This is a genomic window from Paenibacillus sp. FSL K6-2862 (assembly GCF_038005125.1).
Lineage (GTDB): Bacteria > Bacillota > Bacilli > Paenibacillales > Paenibacillaceae > Paenibacillus > Paenibacillus illinoisensis_A.
On sequence record NZ_JBBOSN010000001.1, the window covers coordinates 513,444 to 534,667 of the forward strand.

Sequence of the window (21,224 nt, forward strand, 5' to 3'; positions counted from 1 at the left end):
TCTTCGCTGAGAGAGCCTTAACCTGCGTGAACTGAATAATAATCTGTGTAAACTCACGCTCATTAAAAAACCTCCACTTCTCTCATACCAAGAGAAGTGGAGGTTTCTTGTTAGACTATTAAGGATGAGGCATTCCATTACTACAAGCGGAAACGCTGCAGCTCCTGATGCATTTCCTCACTGATATCACGCAGCGATTTGACCTTGATGCTGGCCTCTTCAAACGAGCGCTGCTGTTCAGCTGTCGAAGCCGTAATCTCTTCACTGCTTGCTGCCGATTGCTGCGTAATGGCACTGATGTTTTCAATGGCCTGCTGCACCTGTGTACTTAGCTGACTGGATAGCTGCATATCTTCGGCCAGCTGGTTAATACCCGTACTGATCTGTTCTACACTGTCACGAATAGCCGAGAAGGAATCCCGGGTTTGTCCGGTCGCCTTTTCCTGTTCAGCGAAGAGCTGTATACTCTGCATTACAGAACCTTTCACCTTGTCCATGGCGCTTGTGATCTCTCCCACAGCCGCATAGATATGCTGCACGGATTGTGCAGACTGCTCTGCGAGCTTGTTGACTTCCCCTGCAACCACGGCGAAACCGCGACCGGCTTCGCCGGCACGAGCGGCTTCTATTGAAGCGTTCAGGGAGAGCAGCGTGGTCTGCTTGGCGATCTCGGACACATAACCTGTCATCGTGGTAATGCGGGCTGCGCTTTCTTCCAGCTCCTGCACAGTTTGTTCAACCTCAGCCATGGCGATCCGGTTCATTTCAGCGAGGCGAAGCTGCTCCTCAATGGCCGTGTGTCCTTCCTCAACCGTGCTCATCACCTCGTTGCCATGGATCGCCGATTGGGAAGTGGCATGAAGGTTGCTGCCGAACGTGTGCTGCATCTTGTCCACGACCATCACCGTTTCACTCAGATCCTCCGCAATCTTCTGGCTGCCGATGGACAGCTCTTCCGTCGTACGGGAGACCTGCTGCACAATGGCCTGCATGGTGTCGTTGCCGCGGTCAATGTCCTGAGCCATGCCATCCACCCGTTTCCCGGCGGTATCAATCGATTGGATAATATTGCGAATGTTTTCTGTCATAAGACGGAAGGAGCGATTCAGCTCATCCAGTTCATCCTTGCCCCGGGTTTCAGGCAGCTGCTGGGTAAGGTCGCCTGCTGCAATCTGTCCTGCAGCGTTCTTCAGCAATCCAATACGTTTGGCTAGCTTCCGGGATGTATACATGTTGAACAGCATGGCAGCGACGAGCAGGAGGACAGCGCCGCCCAATGCAATTTGCCAGGTCTGCTGAATGTCCTGCTCCAGATTGATCGTGTATTGATCATACCGTTCCTTGGTTATTTCATCGAGCATGTAGATATCATTTTGAATGCCCTGCACACGTGTGCTGTACCGTTTGGCTTCCGAGCTGTCCAAGGCTTGCATGGCTTCAGTTGCCCCCTGATCCAGTGCAGTCAATTTTGTCTGAATGGACCCCATCAATCGAAGCTGTTCATCGGTTTCCAGTAACCCTTCGGTAAGTTCCTGAATCATCGTTTTACCTTCGTCCAACAAGCTGCGTACCGCATTCTGATTGCCGGCTGTCATCGAGAAAGAGAACACATCCAGCGCCTGCTGGGTCTGAATCTGATTGGCTTTAAGCTCACTGACCTTGAGCATGGCAGGCACCAGATTTTGATTTTTGGCGTTGATGCCCAGTAACTGAAAAATGATATAGGCTACCAACACAAGACATAGAAGTAATGAAATTAACGCATTAATAATCAGTTTGCCTTGCAATTTCATAAGCGTATCTCCTCTAATCCGTCGATTTTAGGGTTCAAGCGTAATTTTGGTTTTGCCGGATATGATCTCAGCTTTCCGATCTTCGAAGGTTTGCTGCTGTTCCGCACTGAGTGTGATGTTATGTAATGCGGTCAGGCCTACGGCATCTTCTGCCAGCCCCTCAACCATGTTCTGCTCCGGGAAGGAGTGATTGTTTTTCGTAAACGTGTTAACAGCGTTGTAGATGGAGACATTGACATTTTTCAGCATGGAGGTGAGAACAGCCTTTTCCGCCAGAAAGAATTGATCCGTATCCACACCGATAGCGTATTTACCCAACTTCTGAATTTCGGTTAGTGAGCCTACGCCGGTGAGGCCTGCTGCGACATAAATAACATCGACGTCTTGCTCCTGGATCATCTTCGCTGCCAGCTCCTCGCCAAGCTTCGAATTACCGAAGTCTCCTGCATAAACGACCTGAACTGTAGCATCCGGATTAACGGCCTGCACCCCTTGCTCGAAACCCTGTTGAAAATCGCGGAGAAGAGGAATCTCCATTCCGCCCAAAAAACCTACGTGATTCTCGGTTGTCGCGAAGCCAGCGATCATGCCGGCAAGATAACTGCCTTCTTCACTGCGGAATGACATGGAGGTCACGTTTGGCAATTCGGAGTGTCCGTCGACAATAAGAAACTGCTGCTCCGGATATTGTTGAGCAACCTTTTCCAGATCAGGCAGAAGAGTGTCGCTAAGTCCGATAATCAAGTCCACACCATCCTGAGCGAATTGCTCAAATGCTGTTTCTGCCGTTAGATCTTTTCCGGGCTCTTTATAATCAAACCGAATCGTGTTTTCATTTCTGGCCTGAACCAGTCCTTCAAAAGCAGCATCATTGAATGAACGATCGCCAAGGCCGACTTCAGTAAGGACAATACCTACTTTGGTCCGCTCGTCCGCTGCCGTTTCATTTTCTGTGGAAGAACATGCCCCCAGCATCAAAACCATGACAATCATAATCATGCTCCATAAAGCCCGGGTGACCCTTTTTGTTTTCATGTTATACCCTCGTTTCTATAGATGTGTGATGTGAGAGGTGAGTCTTTTGCCCTATATGTATATCGGCCAGGAGGAGGATGGGGATTATGGTTAATGCTGAAAATTTACGAAATCTTTATCGATTTTTCATGATTTAATCATTCCTGTTACAGAATCTGGCAGGGTTGATTAACATACCGTACCTCCATGCCGATCGTCTAACCCAAAAAAAGCAAAGACAAGATCAGTGAATGATCTCTTCTTTGCCTTTTTGATCTGAATATCTAGTGATGTGAGGACGATAGCGATTCATGAATGATCAGCCATCCTCTATATATCAACGGTTTCTCCTGCCGCCGAAGCAAATGGTCAGCTTACGGTTGCTTCTGTCTACGATACTGCTCACCAAAAATACAGTTTTAAGCTGAGCTGTATTACCATGCAGCCACCGATCCGTCTGTCCGGCTTTCGGTGCCAGCGCATAGTACCCCGCTGGTTGGGTCACGCCATATAATCTGGCCGCGTCCAAACATGGAAGGGTCGAGAGCAACCTGAATATCATGCCCTTTGCGGGCAAGTGCTTGTGCAATATGCTGCGGAAAGCCGGGCTCGACCAGTATCGTTTTGCCTTTTGTCCACTGCCACCTTGGAGAATCCAGTGCTGCCTGTGGATTCAAGTGGAAGTCTACTGTGTTCATGACAACCTGCACGTGGCCCTGAGGCTGCATGAAACCACCCATGACCCCGAATGGGCCAACTGCTTCATCACCGCGCGTAAGGAACCCAGGAATGATTGTATGATAGGTGCGTTTGCCTGGCTCCAGGGCGTTTGCATGAATCGGATCGAGAGAGAAATTGTGGCCCCGATTTTGCAGGGCGATACCTGTTCCCGGTACGACCAGCCCGGAGCCGAAGCCCATATAATTGCTCTGAATGAAGGAAACCATGTTGCCCTCACCGTCAGCCGCAGCGAGGTATACCGTACCGCTTCCCTTTGGATCGCCTGCTTCAGGCATGCGTGCCATGTCCCCAATGAGTTTGCGCCGCTCTTCCGCATACGCTTCGGATAGGAGCTCCTTCACCGTGACGCCCATCTTCCGTTCCTCGGTAATATATTTCTCTCCATCGGCGAATGCGAGTTTCATCGCTTCGAGCTGTCTGTGGTACCCGAGCACGGATTCTTTTTCATCAAAGTTGAATCCTTTGAGCAGATTGAGCGCTGAGAGGGCAATCAGTCCCTGACCGTTTGGCGGGATCTCCCAGACATCGTAGCCACGATAGGAAACCGAGATGGGATCGATCCATTCAGGCTGAAAGGCCGCCAGATCGTCCTTGGTTAGGTAGCCGCCATGCTCTGCCATAAACGAATGAATGCGCTCCGCCAGTTCTCCTTCGTAAAAGTCACGTGCGCTGCTCTCGCCGATTCGGCGAAGTGTATTCGCGTGATCCGGCGAACGCCACATCTCGCCCGCGGCCGGAACACGCCCGCCTGGAGCGAATGTCTCAAACCAAGCACGCAAGGCTGCCCCGTCGCCCTGGCGTGCATAAATGTCCGCTGCCCGTGCCCAGTGGCGGGCCAGCCCAGGCGCAAGCGGGTAACCTTCCTCCGCGTAGCGGATAGCCGGTTCCAGCGCTTCCGCCAGCGTGAGCCGCCCGAAGCGGCGGCTCAGCTCAGCCCAGCCTGCCGGTGCGCCAGGCACCGTCACCGGGATGACCCCAAGCTTCGGCATCTCCGAATGGCCTGCCGCCTTGAGCGCCTCAATGGATATGCCCTGAGGCGCAGGGCCGCTGGCATTCAGGCCGTGCAGCTTGCCCTCGGTCCAGACGAGGGCAAAGGCATCGCCCCCAATGCCATTGGACGTTGGCTCCAGCACGGTGAGCGCAGCAGCCGTTGCGATCGCGGCATCAATGGCGTTGCCGCCCTTTTTTAACACATCCAGACCTGCTTGTGCGGCAAGAGGCTGCGAAGTGGCGACCATGCCTTTGTTGGCATAGACGGGCACACGATAAGAGGGGTACGGTTGATAGAGTGGATCATAGATCATCAGACGGTTCAGCTCCTTGTCCCAAGATGTCTGGTTCCGGTATACCGGATGCTTAACTCCTAACCCACTTCGGAACAAGATCCTGATTCTCCTGCTGAACTTGCCAATTTCAACCTGACATGGACGATAAATCGGTTAAGTAAGTACACCAAATATTTGCTTCATATCTATTGGTTTTCACCACGCCTGACCTTAGGTGGTCACCATATCGCCGCCGTTGATATGAATGCATTCACCGGTTACATACGAAGAATCACGCGATGCGAGATAGACGTAGGCCGCTGCCAGTTCATAGGGCTGGCCTGCACGACCCATCGGTGTTTCGGTTCCAAATACCTGCACATCTTCAGCAGAGAAGCTGGAGGGAATGAGAGGGGTCCAGATTGGACCTGGAGCTACACAATTAACCCGAATTCCCTGAGAAGCCAGTGATTTGGCGAGTACGCGTGTCAGCGAGACAACAGCCCCTTTGGTGGAGGAGTAGTCAATCAGCTGCACATTGCCCTTATAGGCTGTAATGGAAGCCGTGTTGATGATGGAAGCTCCTTTGCACATATGCGGGAGAGCGGCCTGGATCAGAAAAAAATAGGAAAATACATTAGTCTGGAACGTATGGTATAGCTGTTCCTCCGTAATGTCCACAATACTCGGCTGCACATACTGCACCGCATGATTGTTGACCAGAATATCTATTTTCCCGAAAGTTTCCATTGTAGAACGAATGACTGCATCACAGTTTTTCTTCAGCCGAAGGTCGATCTCAATGAGCAGACAGCGCTTGCCCAGCTCTACAATACGATCCCGAGTCCACTCGGCATCCGTCCGTTCATACAGGTAAGCAATGACTATATCGGCACCTTCCTTGGCATAAGCAATGGCTGCGGCTCTGCCGATTCCACTGTCCCCACCTGTAATGATGGCTACTTTGCCATCCAATTTGCAGCTGCCGATATACGCCGGATCCTCGCTAATGGGTTCAGGTACCATGAGTGTTTCCAGACCTGGCTGCCGATCCTGGTGCTGGGGTGGAAATGCCAGTTTTTGCTCTTTGCAGACCGTCTTTTCACCATAAAAAGGGTAGACAGGATTCATTCGCTTTGCATCCTCCTCGAGCATTCATTGATATGCCTAAGCTATGCGTTTGCCCAGAAGAAGGTGCGTTGAGAGAAGAAGTCATTTGTTTTTTGAAGGAGAAATATACCATAATAAGGATGTGAGTAATCTAAATAGTGGAGGTGTCAGGAGCGAGTGAATATCCAGGGAATTAATCATCTTTGCTTTTCCGTATCCAATCTGGAACGATCCATTACCTTTTATGAGCAGGCTCTCGGTGCCCGAATTCAAGTGAAGGGCCGCAAGCTGGCCTATTTTGAACTGGCTGGTCTCTGGATCGCTTTGAATCAGGAGGATGTTATTCGCAATTATACGGAACGAACCTATACACATATTGCCTTCACTGTGAAGGAAGAGGAGTTTGATCAGTCTGTGCAAGAGCTAAAGGCAGCAGGGGCCGATATTCTTCCTGGCAGAGCGCGCGATCCCAGAGATGCAAGGTCTGTTTATTTTACCGATCCCGATGGTCATCTGTTCGAACTGCACACAGGCACCATGAAACAAAGACTGGATTATTATCGTGAAGATAAACCACATATGACTTTTTATACATGAAAATGGATCAGATAATTTATGTAGAGGAATAGGACATGAGTATTGTGTAAACAATGGAATTTCCTGTAATATGGACAAATATACCTTAATTCACCACCGTTAAATACTTTTGTTCATTCCCAAGGAGGTTTGTCATGCTTCAGTTTCCCAAACCGGATGTAGAGCAGTATTTTCAGACGTATCGCATTTCGCACTTTGCCGTATCGGCTGATGAGAAACGTTTGTTTTTTGACAGCAATCTGAACGGTGAGCCGAATATCTGGGCGATGGATCTGCCGGGTGGCTATCCGTATCCCTTGACGTATTTAAACCAGAGCAGTCAGTTTATTAAGCCTGATCCGCTTGGACGCCATATTCTCACAGGGTTTGATCGGGACGGCGATGAGAACTACCATCTATATGCGCTTAAACCGGAGGGTGGCGTGCCGCTGCCCATTGTGCCTGCAGAGCCGAATGACCGCTGTTATTTCTCGGAGTTGTCCGAGGATGGACAGCGACTGTATTACGTGACGAGTGCGGGTAACCCGAATTATCTCAATTCACGTCGACGCGACCTGGAGACAGGCGAGGATGTGCTGTTGTACAGCGGGGAAGAGGCGACGAGCTATTTGGTTGCGATAAGTCCCGACGAGAAGAGTTTCGTCATTGTGAAAATGTATTCCAATACGTATCAGACAGCGCATCTGCACTTGGAAGGGGAGATTATATCCATTCTGCCCGATTCGGAGAGACAGAGCCAGGTATCCGAAATTCTATTTGCAGATGACCATCGTCTTTTGCTCGTCACCAATGATAAGGAAGAATACTCTTATGTGGCTGAATATAGACTGGATACCCGCGAGTTCCGACCTTTGTGCAAAATTGAAGGGGAGGACGTGGAGCTGATTCGCTGGCATAAGGCATCGAAGACATTGTACTTTTGGACGCTTAGAGGCACGGAAAACCGAATGTACGTCCTGGGCAAAGATGCTGCGCAGCCGCGTCGACTCGACATACCTTTGGATACGGTAGAACAGACGCACGTAACCAAAGCGGGTAATGTATACATTCTTGGTCGGGGTGCGATTCAGCCGCATAATATCTACCGTTTGCCTGCGGGGAGTGATTCTTGGGAATCATTAACGGCCAACCGGGTGACGGGGCTTGATCCGGATGATCTGGTCTATCCTGACCTGGTTCGGTACAACTCCTATGATGGGCTGGAAATCGAGGCACTTTTCTTTAAAGCCAAGGCGGAGCAGGCCAACGGTTACACGGTGTTCTGGCCGCATGGTGGACCACAGGCTTCGGAAGCCAAGTTCTTCCGGCCGATGTTCCAGCTGATGCTGGCACAGGGCTATCATATTTTTGCGCCAAACTTCCGTGGAAGCACCGGGTATGGTGCCGAGTTTGTGAAGATGGTAGAGAGGGACTGGGGCGAGGGGCCAAGGCTTGACTGTGTTGCCGGCATAAATTGGCTGTTTGACCAAGGCATCTCCTCACCAGATCGCCTGTTTGTGGTTGGAGGCAGTTATGGCGGGTACATGACGCTGCTGCTTGCAGGTCGCCATCCCGAGCTGTTCCGGGCAGCAGTCGATATCTTTGGGCCAAGCAACCTGTTTACGTTCCTGGAATCCGTCCCTGAGGATTGGAAACCGATGATGGATAACTGGCTCGGTGACCCCGTTCGCGACCGTGAGCGGTTAACGAAGGACTCACCCATCACTTACCTTGACCAGATGGTAAATCCGATGCTGGTCATTCAAGGCGCGAATGATCCAAGGGTTGTGAAGGCCGAATCGGATCAGATCGTGGCGGCGCTTCAGGGTAAGGGTGTAGACGTGGAGTATATCGTATTGGACGATGAGGGTCATGGCTTCTCCCGAAAGACGAATGAGATTCTTGTGTATCGGCGGATGCTGGAGTTTCTGCAGAAGCATGAGGAAGCGCCTGTAACGCAAGCCCAAGCTTAACTTATCGTTTAACAATTTAGATAGCAAGACAGGATAAAAAACGACCGAAGCAGGGGCAGTCCCTGATTTCGGCCGTTTTTTGGTTTATTCTTATTCGCTGCATACAGATCGGCTGCTCTAATCAATCAATTCAAGCACAGAATCGATAAAGTGCTGTGCCCAGACTGCAAAAGGCAGATCTGCCTCCCATGTGACCCGATTGGTTGCTTTGGCTTCTCCCCATACGAGAATACGCTGATACAGCAGATGGATCCCTAAGCGAACGGCGAATTGTTTGCATCGCTCTTCATCGTCAGCGCAGACAAGTTCCCGGTAAGTGTACAGAAAGCGCTTGGCAAGCTCGGGCTGATTTTTATGTATATACATGGCTGTCATTTTAGTCAGATCTGCCGTACCGTCCCCGAAATAGGAGGTGGTAAAATCAAACAGCCCACTAATGCGCCAGTCGGAAGCATGGCTGCCAACCTTCTGGATGACAAAGTTCTCCACCTTGAAGTCTCCCATGACAAAACCCGGAACGGGCATGGACTCAAATGCAGCCTCTGCATGCCTAAGCTGTTCATCCACCCAAGCTATATCTGCATCCGTAATGACAGAGTACCTCTGGGCATCCAGCAGCCAGTGACGGATGGTTCCATACAGCCAGTCGAGATAAGTACCTGCAAAGGGAACAATTCGTTCGGCTATGGGGTCATACTCGCCTGCATCCGGTACTTTCCATCGATGCAGTTCAATCAGGCTATGTGCGAGCATGGAGGCAATCTCTTCTTGCTCATCCTGTCCGAGTGTTGTCTGTAGAGAAGAATCATACAGGTGTTTTCCCGGTAAACGAGGCATGATCGCGTAACTCCAGCCCAGCAAGTCCGTGTTTTTTTGCAGCAGGTAGGGGACGGGTACTGGAATGGCCGTGTGCTTAGCTAACTGCTGGGCGAAAAACTGTTCTTCCTGCAGCTGTCCAACATACAACGGGTTGCCTTTCAGAATATACTCCCCTTGAGATGTACGGACGAGCAGTGTCTGGCCCATGACTCCCTTTTCGGTTTGTTTGTAATCTTCCAGGATTCCCAAGTCGAATTCATGGAGTGCTTCTTGAAGTGAAGAGAATGCAACATCGCCAATTTGGTGGGTAGCAAAATAAATTCGGGTTGTCATAAGGGCCTCCTGCCGGTTTAGTCCTCGTCCTCTTCGTCCAGATCGAATGTTTCCTCATCCACCAGTCCACGAACAAATGCTTCAAAGCTCGGTGCCAGATAAGTGATCTCATAGTCATCTTCCTGGTCCACATGTACAACGCAGGGCTCACCTTGCGGACCGCAGAAACGATAATCCAGCATCACGACATCATGACCGGCAGATGGACAGTCACAGATCACAATGCCCAGATCAGGATATCCCCAGTCCTCAATCATGAAGCGACTTCCCATTTCTCCGGTAAGGGAATAGGACTTGTCATTCCCAATGCCCATCATGCCGGTAATGGCGATATGATTTTCCGCCCAGGATGTCGCTTCTTCCGTAGGAAAAACGGTACGTGCAGGAACTCCACCGTTTTGAGTGTTCAGTATTTGAATATAGGAAGCAGGCAGTTTGTAGCCCAGTTCCTGCTCGGTAGAGATAATTTGGCTTTCATCGAAAGGAGAAGAAACATAGCTGCTCTGTGCATAGTCGGTCTGCTCCCAAAACGTGGAGGGATCATAGGAGCCTGAAGCTGCTCTAAGATGGTTCTGGATTCCGCTTTGTTCCCATTCGGCCAGCTTCTCTAGATGACGCTGCCGGTCCCGCTGCATTTTTACAACTTTGGAACGGGTTGAATTCAAAAATTCGAGTGTCGAATCATCATAGGGCTGGAGCCGGTCAGCCTGTTCAAATGCTTGCAATGCCTGATCGTATAGGGCCATATGGTAAAAGGCATAACCCAGACGGAATTGCCAGAGTGGATCCCATTTTCCTTGCTCTTCAACGGACTTAAGCTGCTGAATGGCTTCACGGTATTGTGCGCTATTGTTATATGCTCTCGCTAGATGACCTGTCAGGTCATAATTCCGATCGGGTACAGGGATCTGTTCAATGCGTTTGATAATGAGACCAAACAGGTCCTGTTCGTGCCAGGTGTTCAATTGATCAAGGAGTTCTCGTTCCATCCTTTAGCCTCATTTCAATAGGAGATTCAAACCTTCTCCATTATATCCCAGAATTTTCATCCATGGGGAGAAGGGTACAAAACGTAACAAAAACACTCCCATCGAGGGAGTGTTTTATGGATATATTGTGTCTTCTGTATGTTATATCTGAACTTACAAATCGTCGAATCCGTTGTCGTCGCCGACTTTACCATAGTTACGGGATTTCGCCTCGAAGAAGTCTGTTTTTGTTGCATTGAGTGCTTCATCAGAGAAAGGCTTGATCCAAGGCATGCAGTTTACATCCACGCCTTCGTAAGCTTTATCCATGCCCATGAGACGCAGACGTTTGTTGGCGATGTATTTGATGTAATCTTCCAACTCGTTCAGGTCAATTCCACGAACATTGCTGAGCGTGTAGTGTGCCCAGTTGGTTTCCAGCTCGACAGCACGATTGATTGTTTTATAGACATAGTCCATGTTCTCAGGTGTGTTCAGTTCAGGGAAGTCAACAAGCAGCTGCTTGAACACTTCAGCGAAGAAGTAGCAGTGCTGATTCTCATCACGCTGAATGTAAGAGATCATCTGGCTGGTTGCCATCATCTTCTGGTCACGAGCCAGATTGTAGAAGAAGGCGAATGTACTGTAGAAGAAAATACCTTCAAGTACTAAGTCGGCTACCATAGCTTGGAAGAATGTCTGTGGAGACGGCTCGTCCCGGAAGCTTTGATAGATATCGGCGATAAATCGGTTGCGGTCGAGCAGTACGGGATCATGTTTCCAATATTCAAAAATCTCTTTTTGCTCCCGATCAGACACGATGGAAGACAGAACGTAGGAATACGATTGGTTATGAACCACTTCCTGTTGTCCGATAATAGCCGAGATCGCTTCAAGCGAAGAATCAGTGAAGTAGCGTTTAACGTCACCTACAAACATCGTCTGCATGGAATCAAGTACAGCCAGCAGGGAAATGTTTATTTTGAATGTACGCTGTTCTTCCGGATCCAGTTGGGCGAATTGGGATGCATCCTTGGACATTGGAATTTCGTCAGCGATCCAGTGGTTGAGCAGCAGTACTTTGTACAGCTTGTACATATGAGGCATGCGAATGTCGTTCCAGTTCAGAATCCCGGAGCATTCACCTTCAATAATTCGAGTCGATTGGTTAGGTGCTTCTGTATTGAAAATTTTCTGTACTTGCATAATCCGTTCACTCCTTAATTCAAACTTTTAGGCATCTATATCAACATCCCTGGGATGCTGTGATCGTAATTTGGGCAAAAAAGTACCAGGGCAGCGCCATTTTGCAATCAAAACAGGATGCCCTGGTGGTCATCGTGAATCTAATAATCTATCGATCAGCTTGCGCAGGAGTCACATTCTTCAATCGTCAATGCACGGCTGCGAACATAATAGGTCGATTTCAGACCCGCTCTCCAGGCATGCAGATGCAGTTCAAGGAACTCCGTTGCTTTGATATCAGGACGGACATACAGGTTGAAGCTTTGTCCCTGATCGACGTGACGTTGACGGGCAGAAGCCATGTTGATGGAAGCATGCTGATCCACCAGGAAGGCCGTTTTATAGTACCAGATGGTTTTGTCCGACAGGTCTGGTGCCGGGTTGGCAATCTTGTACGTTGTTTTCTCTTCATAGGACAACAACTCATAGAGCGGGTCGATACTTGCAGTAGATCCGGCAATGATGGATGTTGAACCATTAGGTGCGATCGCGAACAACCATGCGTTACGTACACCGTTTTGCTGAACTTCAGCCTGCAGCTCTTTCCACTGTTCGGTCGTTACGAATTCGCCTACGCGCTCACCCGTTGTGTAATCACGCTGCTCGAAGTATTTGCCGCTCTCCCAGTCGGAACCTTTGAATTTCGGATAGTGTCCTTTTTCCTTGGACAGTTCCATGCTGGCTTTGACGAGCAGGTAGTTTATTTTTTCGTAAAGGTTATCGTTGTAGGTTACAGCCTCATCGGATTCCCAACGGATGCCCTCAAGAGCAAGCAGGTGGTGAAGTCCGAATGTACCCAAACCTACGGCACGGTATTGGCTGTTGGTATATTGGGCTTGCAGTACTTCAATGTTGTTAATGTCAATGACGTTATCCAGCATGCGAACCTGAATCGGTACCAGACGCTCCAGTACGTTATGAGGTACGGCACGTGCCAAGTGAATGGAGTTCAGGTTACAGACCACGAAGTCGCCAGGCACTTTGGAAATCACGATGCGTGTTTGACCATCTTTGGTTACAAGCTCTTCTTTTTCTACTACCGTTGCAGACTGGTTCTGCATGATTTCGGTACAGAGGTTGGAAGAGTACACCATGCCGTGGGCACTGTTCGGGTTGGAACGGTTAACCGTATCGCGATAGAACATATAAGGCGTACCTGTTTCAAGCTGTGATTTCATCACACGTTTCATAATATCGATGGCTTGTACCGTAATACGGGACAACAGCGGGTGGTTTACCGCTTCTTCATACTTTTGGCGGAATGTGCCTTCGCCAAAGGACTCGTCATAGAAATCTTCCAAGCCGAGTGCGCGGCCGTTTTCGTCTTTCCAGCCCATGACCTTTTTCGTTTCATGCGGGCAGAACAGGCTCCACTCACCGCGGCTGGCTACACGTTCCATGAACAGGTCAGGCAGACATACGCCGTGGAATACGTCATGTGCACGCATCCGCTCGTCACCATTGTTCAGCTTCAGATCCAAGAAGGCCAGAATGTCTTTATGGAAGACGTCCAGGTAAACGGCAATTGCACCTTTGCGTGTTCCCAGTTGATCTACGCTAACTGCTGTATTATTCAATTGGCGAATCCATGGGATTACACCGGAGCTTGTGTTTTTGTGACCACGGATGTCCGAACCACGGGCTCTGACTTTACCGAGGTACACACCGATACCGCCGCCCATTTTGCTAAGTCTAGCTACATCCGTATTGGAATCGAAGATGCCTTCAAGGGAGTCATCCACTGTATCGATGAAGCAGCTGGAGAGTTGGCCAGCCACTTTTTTACCTGCATTGGACATGGTCGGCGTGGCAGCCGTCATATACATGTTGCTCATCGCCCAATAAGCTTCCTTAACCAGGTGCATGCGGTTCTCTGCAGGCTCCTGGTGCATCAGGTACATGGCGATAACCATGTAGCGCTCTTGAGGCAGCTCCATTACTTTGCCGTCAAAGTCGTGTGCGAGATAGCGTTCTGCCAGTGTGAGCAAGCCAATGTAGTCAAAGAGCAAATCGTTGCGGTAATCAATGCATTCCGCCAGTTCGTCAATTTGTTCTTTGGTGTAGCATTCCAATAGTTCTTCACGGTAGATGCCTTTTTTCACAAGGTCTACAAGGAGAGGATGGAATGCACCGTAAGGCTCGTCCGGATAAGATTTGTATCTACGGTTGGTAGCCGCTTTTTTGTAAAGGGAAGTAAGCAGTGAGCGTGCCGCTGCGAATTTCCAGTTCGGCTCCTCTTTGGTTACCAGTTCCAGTGCGCTCATCATAAAAGCGTTACTGATCTCGTCTCCGGTTACTTCGTCACGACGAAGTTTGCTGTTAACCCCGCGTACCAAACGTTCCTTGTCCAGCATGTCCAGTCCTTCCAGGATACGATCGGCATACACCGAGATACGCATATCGTCAAAGGCAAGCTGGCGGTTGTTCGGCTTGATCACAACTTGTGGCATGAATATTCCTCGCTTTCGCATGATTAAGAGATAAATTGGAGAAATTCTTATATAAAGAATTGAGTGTCTTCTTACGGTGAGAAAAAAATAGATACATCCAATAGACTGCGGTGGTGACAGCTTGCGCATGCAAAGACCCCGTAACATAGGAGCAGCTTCAGAACATGATCATATAAAAAGCACTCCCCGCCTGACGGCCTGAAAATGCCCATGAATGCACTGGCTTCCTGACAGTCGCAAATGGTATGTCGACCGTGAGGTGCTATTATGTAAGGTTGTGTCCATATCTAGTTGCGACTGTCATAGAGGCAACCGGGTGCAGTCCAAACAGCCCCGTTAACCTCGGCGTCAGTTCTGTTTCGAGAAAGCGATTTACACCTACAGGGACGTGCCTTTGAAGGTGATTCCATCCTGTTTTTCGCGAGATTGCAGAAGATGACTTTCAAAAGTGGGGAAACGCTTTGTCACTACATTTTGTTGCTGTTATCCTACTCTAACCCAACATCTTGTGTTTGTAAACAGGTTCAGCACACTAAAACGTAATTCCGAGTATACCATTTACGGCATGAATCCGCAAAGGAAAAGGACTGGAAGATTTGAAGATTATTCAAAAAAAATTTTTGTCCAAATGGAATGACGTCTTCACGTCAGTTTGAATTGTGACGCCTTCAACTGGTAAAATAAAAATAGTCAAAATTGCACTAAATATAGCGACAACGGTAATCAACGAAGCTAAGGGAGGCGGAGCAGGATGGCAATAGCAGAAGTGACCGTAATTCCAATTGGAACAGGAACGACCAGTCTAAGCAGTTATGTGGCCGACATGCAGGCCGTATTGGAAAACCAGCGTGGCATTACATATCAGCTGACTTCAATGAGCACTATTATCGAAGGACCGCTGAACGAGGTCTTCACAGCCATAGCGGCTCTGCATGAAGCTCCGTTTCTATCGGGCGCCCAGCGGGTCTCTACATCCGTCAAGATTGACGATCGGCGGGATAAACCGGATGCCTCCAGCATACAGAAGCTGCAATCCGTTCAGGACAAGCTAGCATCCCGTGAGGTACGTCCGAATTAGGGGTTAGGATGGGACCGGGCGAATTCCCTATTCTTCGGACAGGGAATATCCTTTCTCTGCATTAACCAGGTATCTCTTACAGAAGAACAGCACAGGAAAGAGCCTCGCAGGAGACATACCCGGCGAGGCTCTTTATTAAAGTGGATTACTTGATCAAACCAGCTTTTTTCAGATCTCCGCGATTCAATACCAGAGAACCCTGCAATTTTTTGTAACGAATTGTTTTACCCGATGGATCTGCTACCACCTTTTCTTCGTTTTCCTTAAGACCATTCGCATTAACACTCAGAATGGTTTTAAGATTTTTTGATACATTATAGACATCCGCTGAGTCTCCCTTGAGTGCAACGTCATATCCATTGGAGGCAGATAAATCAATTAGAGTAATCCAGTCTGCTTGAGTTTGACTCTTTGCAGAGAATTCGATAGAGCGGGTCGCACTTGCGTAATTTACTTCATAACCAAGAATTTTGGCAGCTTCACGAAGTTGTAGGTATGTATTGCCCTTATACAATAATTGATCGGATGTTACCGATTTGGACTGACCATTAACAATAACTTTGAAGTTCGCCAACGTTGCTTGCACCTTTTGGGAGGTTGCAGCCACAGCCATGGAAGAAGAACCAACTAACATTCCTATAGATAAAGCAAGAATAACTTTTTTCATTTTCACCTTTATCATCAACTCCTATGTAAATGTGTTATACCTGAGAATAATACCCTAATTGGGGATAATTGACACGGGTGAAATATATTATTTTTTTACTTCTTACGAATCATTATGAATGCGATTTATCGCGGGAGTTGTACTTAAAAATAAACATAAATATATAATCGAAATGTAAAATTGGTTCTTACGATTTGTGTTAATGAAGTGTTGATTATGACGAGGGGACTATGTGATTTCGTGTTTATGATAACTAAATGAGGCAGGGAGATGAAAAGAACTCAACCTCCTAGGTTGAGTTCTTATTTGTGCAAGGAATTATTCAGCGATAACCAGTGAAGCTCCAATCAACGTGGAATTGGTAAAACCGCCTCCGACATTTTGGAATGAGTAGTTGGCAATAGGTGCACCGATTACGGTAGCGTAATCTCCATCAAGTAAATCTCCAGTTGTTGCTGGGTATAGTGCTGTAACGTAATTACCGTTATCATCCATAACAAGAACAATTGAAAAAGTTGATCCGAGAGAGTTATCCTCTTCAACCTGAATGACTTGTCCACTGACACTGACGAAATCCTCATAATAGTTAGCCACGTTTTTATTCAGATGTCTGGTTGTAACTTTGGAGTCAACAAGACCTTTTGCCTTTTTGCGAAGATCCGCTGTGCTCGCAGGGAACAAATCGCTATTGCCGGCAATGAAATCATAAGAAGCCTGATCTAATACAGCTGTGTTATCTGTGATAAATGGTGTTAAATCATTGAAGAAATTTGCAGCTGTGCTTTCAGCAACCGTGCTTCCAGCAGACTGTTCCAAAGGAGCAGAGATGCTTAGGGAATTAATGATTTCGTTAACTGTATCCTGATTATAGGAATCTTTGGAATAGGTTATCGTCATGGTGTAGAGTTCACTATTGGTCGGGATCATGTACTGGACGAGAACTATATCGGTGCCGGAAGTGTGTGTATAATTCCCTTCCAAAACACCTGCGTTATATTCCTTGTAGGGCTTATTGGTATAACTAACTTTCTTATAATTGGAAATGCCAATAGATGCACCATTTTGTGTGTAATAGTCTACAACATTATTGGCAAACTCTTCAGGATTAATTGATCCCGATGGGCTGGATTCGATGGTGAAATTAATGTTATCTGCAAATTGTGATGATGTTGACTGGTCTGAAAATGCTGCTTTGACTGCTGCATTCATTTGACTTGTATCTACGCTTTTCCAGTGATCTGGATAAGAAAATGAGAAGCCTTCCCCACTGTATGTAGTGTATTTGGTAGTCTTAGCCTCGGCAGAGACAGTTTCAGTTGCACTTGTACTTGTTGTTTCTGTAGTTTGTGTGTCTGCTGTTTTGGATGTTTCTGAATTACCACAAGCACTAAGCAATGCAGTTAATGCCAGAATCGTAATAAGTTTTTTCATGATCTCTAATATCCCCTAATGTGCTTCTCATCGGATGAGATTTTTTCTTAAGTCATCGTGTGTTTACGGTGCTCCAGAGTTGAGTTCTCGTAGTTACTCATAATAAAGTTGAAAAATTGCAGGGTTTCGTTTTTAAGCTGATCAGGTGCATCAAGAAAACTCTTTAAGAAGGTCTCATGTACAGGATCATCCAGATATGAAATGAATTCTTGATTCAGATTCCTTATCGGAGATGCTAATGACGACTCGGGAGTTAGACCGATAAGATAATCTGCACTGGTGTCCAAAGTCTTTACTAAACAACATAAAGCTTCAGGATCAGGTTTTCTGTGATTGGTTTCATACCGGGACAATTGGACTATGGTGAGATCCGTTTTTTCTGACAATTCCTTCTGTGAATACCCCTTCATTTCTCTTAAATATTTAATGCGCTCACCCAAAGTAGGCATAAAGACTCCTTTCCACATGAATAGTAAAATAATAACATTACTAAGTAAAAGAGAATATAAATTTACCAAAAAGGTAATTTTGGAACAATTGATCAACAGAACAACCTATAAATAATACCATTATGGCAATATTTGTGCATCCATTTTAAATGGATTTATGGAGTTAGCGCCACTATATAAACAATTAAGCTCAAACATGCGCATCCATCCAAAGAACTATGGTTTGTTGAAATATGCACTTTAGAGAACCGGGATCCGTATCTAAGTAGTTGTTAAATGAATTAAGGTGCTTATAAGGCTGTGGACACCAGCCCATTTTTTTCTAGAGCCCGGTCTGGGAAAAGACTTCTGCATATAGTGAACTGTACCTCAAATCAAAGGAGGGTTTTACATGAGTGGAGTTGTAGGTGGATACGGCGGAGCATGGACATCGACTGGTGCCATTTTGGTTCTCTTCATCTTGTTGGTCATCATCACTAAATCTTTCTGGGTATAATAGCATTTATTATCCCCACACACGAATTCTCTGGTAAAGGGGGGTTCTCCATGAGCGAAGTCGGAGGCGTAGGATACGGCGGCTGGACATCGACTGGAGCCATCTTGGTTCTGTTCATTCTCCTCGTCATCATCACTAAATCTTTCTGGGTGTAATATAGCGAACTCTGCCGGTTACCCGGCAGGGTTTTTTTAGGCTGTGGACAAGCTGGACGGGTGCTGGGATAGAAGAAGCATACAGAAACAGATTAAAAAACACAGGTGAATATCCACGCCAGTCCAAGGCGAAAAGTGCCCATTTTATGCAAATGAGGGCCATAGCCCGGTCCAGCCGTAGGCAAAATACATAGCTTAGGGGTGTAGGCAAATGCTAAGGAGGAATGAACAATGAGCGAAGTTAAACCGAATTCACCGAACGGACAGGGACACGTATACGGACATATGGGAGGTCATGAAAACATGCAGGGTTACCCATACACAGGTCACGAAATGTACGGTTACGGATGTGGAACAATGCCGCTTGGATACGGATATGGATACGGGTACGGACACCACGCGAACCAGGCTCCAATGGTGCACGGTTATGGTTACAGCAAAGACTGTGGAACTTCTTATGGTCACGGTGGGGGAAGCTGGGGATCCATGGGTACCATTCTGGTGCTTTTCATCCTGCTCGTCATTATCTCCAAAACCATGTTCATCTAATTGAGAACTTTTCGAAGATCGGATCATTAAATTAAAAAATATGTAATCAGACATGGAAAAGCACCCGGAACCCAATTCCGGGTGCTTGGTTTGTGTATGTTTTCAATCTTCTCAAGAATAAGTGACTTCCAAAACAACAAAAGCCCTACCTCTCTTTTGTCCTTGCGGCTCCGATGACCGCGCCAGTGTGAATGGGAAAATCTTGTGAAACTCTGTTATACCGGGTTAATGTGATTCAGGTTCTTCAATCTCCATAGGTTGGTTGTACATATTCGCTGCGGTCGCAGCATGAAGAAAATATTCCGGGGTTAAAAGAAGATAGAAAATCAGTTGAGGTTTAATTCCAACTTTAAGAGTATACCACAGTCTGTAATTTTTTGCAAGATAAAGGAAGAGTGAAGTGTTTTGCGAGGAAAATTCATGAAAGGTTTTCAGATTTTTTCTTCCCTAAGGTAATCCTCTTCAAATGTTTTTTCGTAGGTTATAATGTTGAGGGAGATCAAGAAAGGGGCCCTCGCATGACTGAATCAATGGAGGACAGCAGGTTAATGCAACAGATCGCAGAGAGGGATGCATCTGCACTGGAGCTTTTATATGACCGCTATGAGCGGGCAGTGTATTCGTTTGCCTACCGGATCGTAGGTGATCCAATGACGGCAGAAGAAACGGTACAGGAACTGTTCCTGCGGGTCTGGAATAACGCAGAACGATACGAGGCCTCCCAGGGGAAGCTAACCACATGGATGTTTGCCATTACGCGAAACATTGCAGTGGATATGCTGAGGCGCAAATCGAAAGGTGCCGCGACAACAGCGTTAGAGAACGAATCTCTGGCAGCGTATGCCGATGAACAAACCAATACGGAACAAGAAGTGGAACGGAAGTGGGAAGGGACCCGAATCAGGGAAGCCTTGTCCCAATTGAATCGCGATCAGCAGCAGGTTATTGAATCTATATATTACGGGGGATTAACGCAGCAGGAAGTATCCAGCCGATTCGGGATACCGCTGGGTACGGTCAAGAGCCGGGTCAGGTTAGCAATGAAGCAGCTTCAGAAGCTGCTAGCCGATACTGAATTGCAGCCAGACGCGGGAAGGGAGGGCATACATCTATGATAGAACGACATGAAGAGTGGTCTGATCTGGCACCGATGTATGTGCTGGGCGGACTGGAAGCCGAGGAAGTGGAAGCATTTGAGGCACATATGGCTACGTGTGAAGCATGCCGCCAGGAAGTGAAGGAATTGCAGGAAGTTATCGGCTTCCTGCCACACGCGGCGGAACCAGTTGCCCCGCCGCCGGGTATGCGGGCACGTGTGCTGGGCAACGTGCTCGGCCACGCGCAGGAGAGCGCCGAGCCGAAGACGGCGGCTGCTCCTGCGGAACCTGAAGCACCCGCGGTGCTTCAGGCAATCCCGGCGCCGCAGCATGCAGATGCGGCGCAGCCCGGGCCAGGCATACCGCCGAACACGGCGGTGCCCACAGCCCGGGCAGAAGAGGCTGCACAGGCACAGCCGTGGCAGCCGCAAGGGCGCGCGCGTGCACGCAGCAGCCGCGCCTGGCGCGTGGCCAGCGCCGGCCTTGCTGCGGCGGCGCTGGTGCTCGGCATCTACGCTGCGCAGCTGCAGAGCCGAATCGATGCACTCACGCAGCAAGCGGCAGGCTCATCAGCTGCACAGGAGCAGCTCGCACAGGCACAGGCGCAGAATGAAAAGCTGCAGCAACAGCTTGCGGCTGTGCAGGAGCCTTCGCGCTCCGTGCGCATGGGCGAGGCCGTGAAGCTTAGCCCTGCAGCACAGGACATCGTGGCGAATGGACTGGCGACCATCGTCATCGACGATAAGGGTACACATCTGGTTGTGCAGGCAGAAAACCTGCCTGATCTGGAAGGGAACGAAGCATTCCAGGTATGGTTGATCAAGGGAGATACGCCTCAGAATGCCGGAACGTTCCTAAGCCATGATGGCATGGGTGCTGTGTACTATACTTTGGATTCAGTCAATGACTATGACACAGTTGCCATTACTCTGGAACCGGATGCGATGGGTGACCAACCTCGGGGGACGATGATTCTGGCTGCTAAGATTGAAGGATAAATAGAACAAGTGATGAT

At 48.2% G+C, this 21,224-nt stretch carries 19 protein-coding genes; 8 read left to right on the forward strand and 11 right to left on the reverse strand.

Translation table 11 applies throughout. From position 1 onward, the window contains the following. Window positions 1-140 precede the first annotated feature (140 nt). The 4 genes from MHB82_RS02460 to MHB82_RS02475 form a co-directional block, all read right to left on the reverse strand. On the reverse strand, window positions 141-1,793 hold the full coding sequence (locus MHB82_RS02460; RefSeq protein WP_095361533.1) for a methyl-accepting chemotaxis protein: 1,653 nt from the start codon (window positions 1,791-1,793) through the stop codon (window positions 141-143). Window positions 1,794-1,820: 27 nt separating this feature from the next. Beyond that, window positions 1,821-2,828 (reverse strand): BMP family lipoprotein, encoded by a 1,008-nt coding sequence (locus MHB82_RS02465; RefSeq protein ID WP_110756824.1) that lies wholly within the window; start codon window positions 2,826-2,828, stop codon window positions 1,821-1,823. 413 nt (window positions 2,829-3,241) lie between these two features. Beyond that, window positions 3,242-4,852 carry a gamma-glutamyltransferase family protein gene (locus tag MHB82_RS02470; protein WP_341176571.1) on the reverse strand — a complete coding sequence of 537 codons (1,611 nt, stop codon included), beginning with the start codon at window positions 4,850-4,852 and terminating at the stop codon, window positions 3,242-3,244. A gap of 192 nt (window positions 4,853-5,044) precedes the next feature. Then, on the reverse strand, window positions 5,045-5,944 hold the full coding sequence (locus MHB82_RS02475; protein WP_341173730.1) for an SDR family oxidoreductase: 900 nt from the start codon (window positions 5,942-5,944) through the stop codon (window positions 5,045-5,047). A 156-nt stretch (window positions 5,945-6,100) separates the two neighbouring features. Between MHB82_RS02475 and fosB the strand changes: the two genes are divergently transcribed. Further along, on the forward strand, window positions 6,101-6,520 hold the full coding sequence (fosB, locus tag MHB82_RS02480; protein WP_341173731.1) for a metallothiol transferase FosB: 420 nt from the start codon (window positions 6,101-6,103) through the stop codon (window positions 6,518-6,520). 134 nt (window positions 6,521-6,654) lie between these two features. Beyond that, window positions 6,655-8,472, forward strand: a complete 1,818-nt coding sequence (locus MHB82_RS02485; RefSeq protein WP_341173732.1) for a S9 family peptidase — start codon at window positions 6,655-6,657, stop codon at window positions 8,470-8,472. 117 nt (window positions 8,473-8,589) lie between these two features. Here the strand turns inward: MHB82_RS02485 and MHB82_RS02490 are convergent, their stop codons facing one another. The 4 genes from MHB82_RS02490 to MHB82_RS02505 all read right to left on the reverse strand — a co-directional run bounded on the left by MHB82_RS02490 (window position 8,590) and on the right by MHB82_RS02505 (window position 14,287). Beyond that, on the reverse strand, window positions 8,590-9,624 hold the full coding sequence (locus MHB82_RS02490; protein WP_095361528.1) for an aminoglycoside phosphotransferase family protein: 1,035 nt from the start codon (window positions 9,622-9,624) through the stop codon (window positions 8,590-8,592). Window positions 9,625-9,641: 17 nt separating this feature from the next. Next, window positions 9,642-10,613 (reverse strand): SMI1/KNR4 family protein, encoded by a 972-nt coding sequence (locus MHB82_RS02495; RefSeq protein ID WP_341173733.1) that lies wholly within the window; start codon window positions 10,611-10,613, stop codon window positions 9,642-9,644. A gap of 153 nt (window positions 10,614-10,766) precedes the next feature. After that, window positions 10,767-11,798 (reverse strand): ribonucleotide-diphosphate reductase subunit beta, encoded by a 1,032-nt coding sequence (locus MHB82_RS02500; RefSeq protein ID WP_095361526.1) that lies wholly within the window; start codon window positions 11,796-11,798, stop codon window positions 10,767-10,769. Between the two features lie 155 nt (window positions 11,799-11,953). Then, on the reverse strand, window positions 11,954-14,287 hold the full coding sequence (locus MHB82_RS02505) for a ribonucleoside-diphosphate reductase subunit alpha (protein WP_095361525.1): 2,334 nt from the start codon (window positions 14,285-14,287) through the stop codon (window positions 11,954-11,956). Between the two features lie 751 nt (window positions 14,288-15,038). Between MHB82_RS02505 and MHB82_RS02510 the strand changes: the two genes are divergently transcribed. Further along, window positions 15,039-15,365 carry an MTH1187 family thiamine-binding protein gene (locus MHB82_RS02510; protein ID WP_095291795.1) on the forward strand — a complete coding sequence of 109 codons (327 nt, stop codon included), beginning with the start codon at window positions 15,039-15,041 and terminating at the stop codon, window positions 15,363-15,365. A 145-nt stretch (window positions 15,366-15,510) separates the two neighbouring features. On the opposite strand, the gene MHB82_RS02515 is transcribed toward MHB82_RS02510, so the two are convergent. The 3 genes from MHB82_RS02515 to MHB82_RS02525 form a co-directional block, all read right to left on the reverse strand. Then, window positions 15,511-16,032, reverse strand: a complete 522-nt coding sequence (locus MHB82_RS02515) for a stalk domain-containing protein (RefSeq protein ID WP_249281219.1) — start codon at window positions 16,030-16,032, stop codon at window positions 15,511-15,513. Between the two features lie 318 nt (window positions 16,033-16,350). Then, on the reverse strand, window positions 16,351-17,463 hold the full coding sequence (locus MHB82_RS02520; protein WP_341173734.1) for a PsbP-related protein: 1,113 nt from the start codon (window positions 17,461-17,463) through the stop codon (window positions 16,351-16,353). Window positions 17,464-17,510: 47 nt separating this feature from the next. Further along, window positions 17,511-17,912 (reverse strand): helix-turn-helix domain-containing protein, encoded by a 402-nt coding sequence (locus MHB82_RS02525; protein ID WP_095361523.1) that lies wholly within the window; start codon window positions 17,910-17,912, stop codon window positions 17,511-17,513. A gap of 391 nt (window positions 17,913-18,303) precedes the next feature. On the opposite strand from MHB82_RS02525, the gene MHB82_RS02530 reads away from it, so the two are divergent. The 5 genes from MHB82_RS02530 (at window position 18,304) to MHB82_RS02550 (ending at window position 21,207) form a co-directional block, all read left to right on the forward strand. Beyond that, window positions 18,304-18,408, forward strand: a complete 105-nt coding sequence (locus MHB82_RS02530; RefSeq protein WP_192262833.1) for a sporulation protein YjcZ — start codon at window positions 18,304-18,306, stop codon at window positions 18,406-18,408. Between the two features lie 50 nt (window positions 18,409-18,458). Beyond that, on the forward strand, window positions 18,459-18,563 hold the full coding sequence (locus MHB82_RS02535; RefSeq protein WP_212677023.1) for a YjcZ family sporulation protein: 105 nt from the start codon (window positions 18,459-18,461) through the stop codon (window positions 18,561-18,563). A gap of 231 nt (window positions 18,564-18,794) precedes the next feature. Next, window positions 18,795-19,112 (forward strand): hypothetical protein, encoded by a 318-nt coding sequence (locus MHB82_RS32070; protein WP_095361522.1) that lies wholly within the window; start codon window positions 18,795-18,797, stop codon window positions 19,110-19,112. A gap of 518 nt (window positions 19,113-19,630) precedes the next feature. After that, a complete protein-coding gene (locus MHB82_RS02545; RefSeq protein WP_095361521.1) occupies window positions 19,631-20,227 on the forward strand; it encodes an RNA polymerase sigma factor in 597 nt (198 codons plus the stop codon). Beyond that, the gene (locus MHB82_RS02550; RefSeq protein WP_341173735.1) at window positions 20,224-21,207 is read left to right on the forward strand and encodes an anti-sigma factor domain-containing protein; all 984 of its coding nucleotides are present in this window, start codon (window positions 20,224-20,226) and stop codon (window positions 21,205-21,207) included. Before MHB82_RS02545 ends, MHB82_RS02550 begins: the two co-directional genes overlap by 4 nt. The last annotated feature ends 17 nt before the right edge of the window (window positions 21,208-21,224 follow it).

Bases quoted from the DNA above. Each gene is read 5' to 3' on its own strand.
- MHB82_RS02460 (WP_095361533.1), bottom strand. From the start codon at position 1,793: ATGAAATTGCAAGGCAAACTGATTATTAATGCGTTAATTTCATTACTT.
- MHB82_RS02465 (WP_110756824.1), bottom strand. From the start codon at position 2,828: ATGAAAACAAAAAGGGTCACCCGGGCTTTATGGAGCATGATTATGATT.
- MHB82_RS02470 (WP_341176571.1), bottom strand. From the start codon at position 4,852: ATGATCTATGATCCACTCTATCAACCGTACCCCTCTTATCGTGTGCCC.
- MHB82_RS02475 (WP_341173730.1), bottom strand. From the start codon at position 5,944: ATGAATCCTGTCTACCCTTTTTATGGTGAAAAGACGGTCTGCAAAGAG.
- MHB82_RS02485 (WP_341173732.1), top strand. From the start codon at position 6,655: ATGCTTCAGTTTCCCAAACCGGATGTAGAGCAGTATTTTCAGACGTAT.
- MHB82_RS02490 (WP_095361528.1), bottom strand. From the start codon at position 9,624: ATGACAACCCGAATTTATTTTGCTACCCACCAAATTGGCGATGTTGCA.
- MHB82_RS02495 (WP_341173733.1), bottom strand. From the start codon at position 10,613: ATGGAACGAGAACTCCTTGATCAATTGAACACCTGGCACGAACAGGAC.
- MHB82_RS02500 (WP_095361526.1), bottom strand. From the start codon at position 11,798: ATGCAAGTACAGAAAATTTTCAATACAGAAGCACCTAACCAATCGACT.
- MHB82_RS02505 (WP_095361525.1), bottom strand. From the start codon at position 14,287: ATGCCACAAGTTGTGATCAAGCCGAACAACCGCCAGCTTGCCTTTGAC.
- MHB82_RS02510 (WP_095291795.1), top strand. From the start codon at position 15,039: ATGGCAATAGCAGAAGTGACCGTAATTCCAATTGGAACAGGAACGACC.
- MHB82_RS02515 (WP_249281219.1), bottom strand. From the start codon at position 16,032: ATGAAAAAAGTTATTCTTGCTTTATCTATAGGAATGTTAGTTGGTTCT.
- MHB82_RS02520 (WP_341173734.1), bottom strand. From the start codon at position 17,463: ATGAAAAAACTTATTACGATTCTGGCATTAACTGCATTGCTTAGTGCT.
- MHB82_RS02525 (WP_095361523.1), bottom strand. From the start codon at position 17,912: ATGCCTACTTTGGGTGAGCGCATTAAATATTTAAGAGAAATGAAGGGG.
- MHB82_RS02530 (WP_192262833.1), top strand. From the start codon at position 18,304: ATGAGTGGAGTTGTAGGTGGATACGGCGGAGCATGGACATCGACTGGT.
- MHB82_RS02535 (WP_212677023.1), top strand. From the start codon at position 18,459: ATGAGCGAAGTCGGAGGCGTAGGATACGGCGGCTGGACATCGACTGGA.
- MHB82_RS32070 (WP_095361522.1), top strand. From the start codon at position 18,795: ATGAGCGAAGTTAAACCGAATTCACCGAACGGACAGGGACACGTATAC.
- MHB82_RS02545 (WP_095361521.1), top strand. From the start codon at position 19,631: ATGACTGAATCAATGGAGGACAGCAGGTTAATGCAACAGATCGCAGAG.
- MHB82_RS02550 (WP_341173735.1), top strand. From the start codon at position 20,224: ATGATAGAACGACATGAAGAGTGGTCTGATCTGGCACCGATGTATGTG.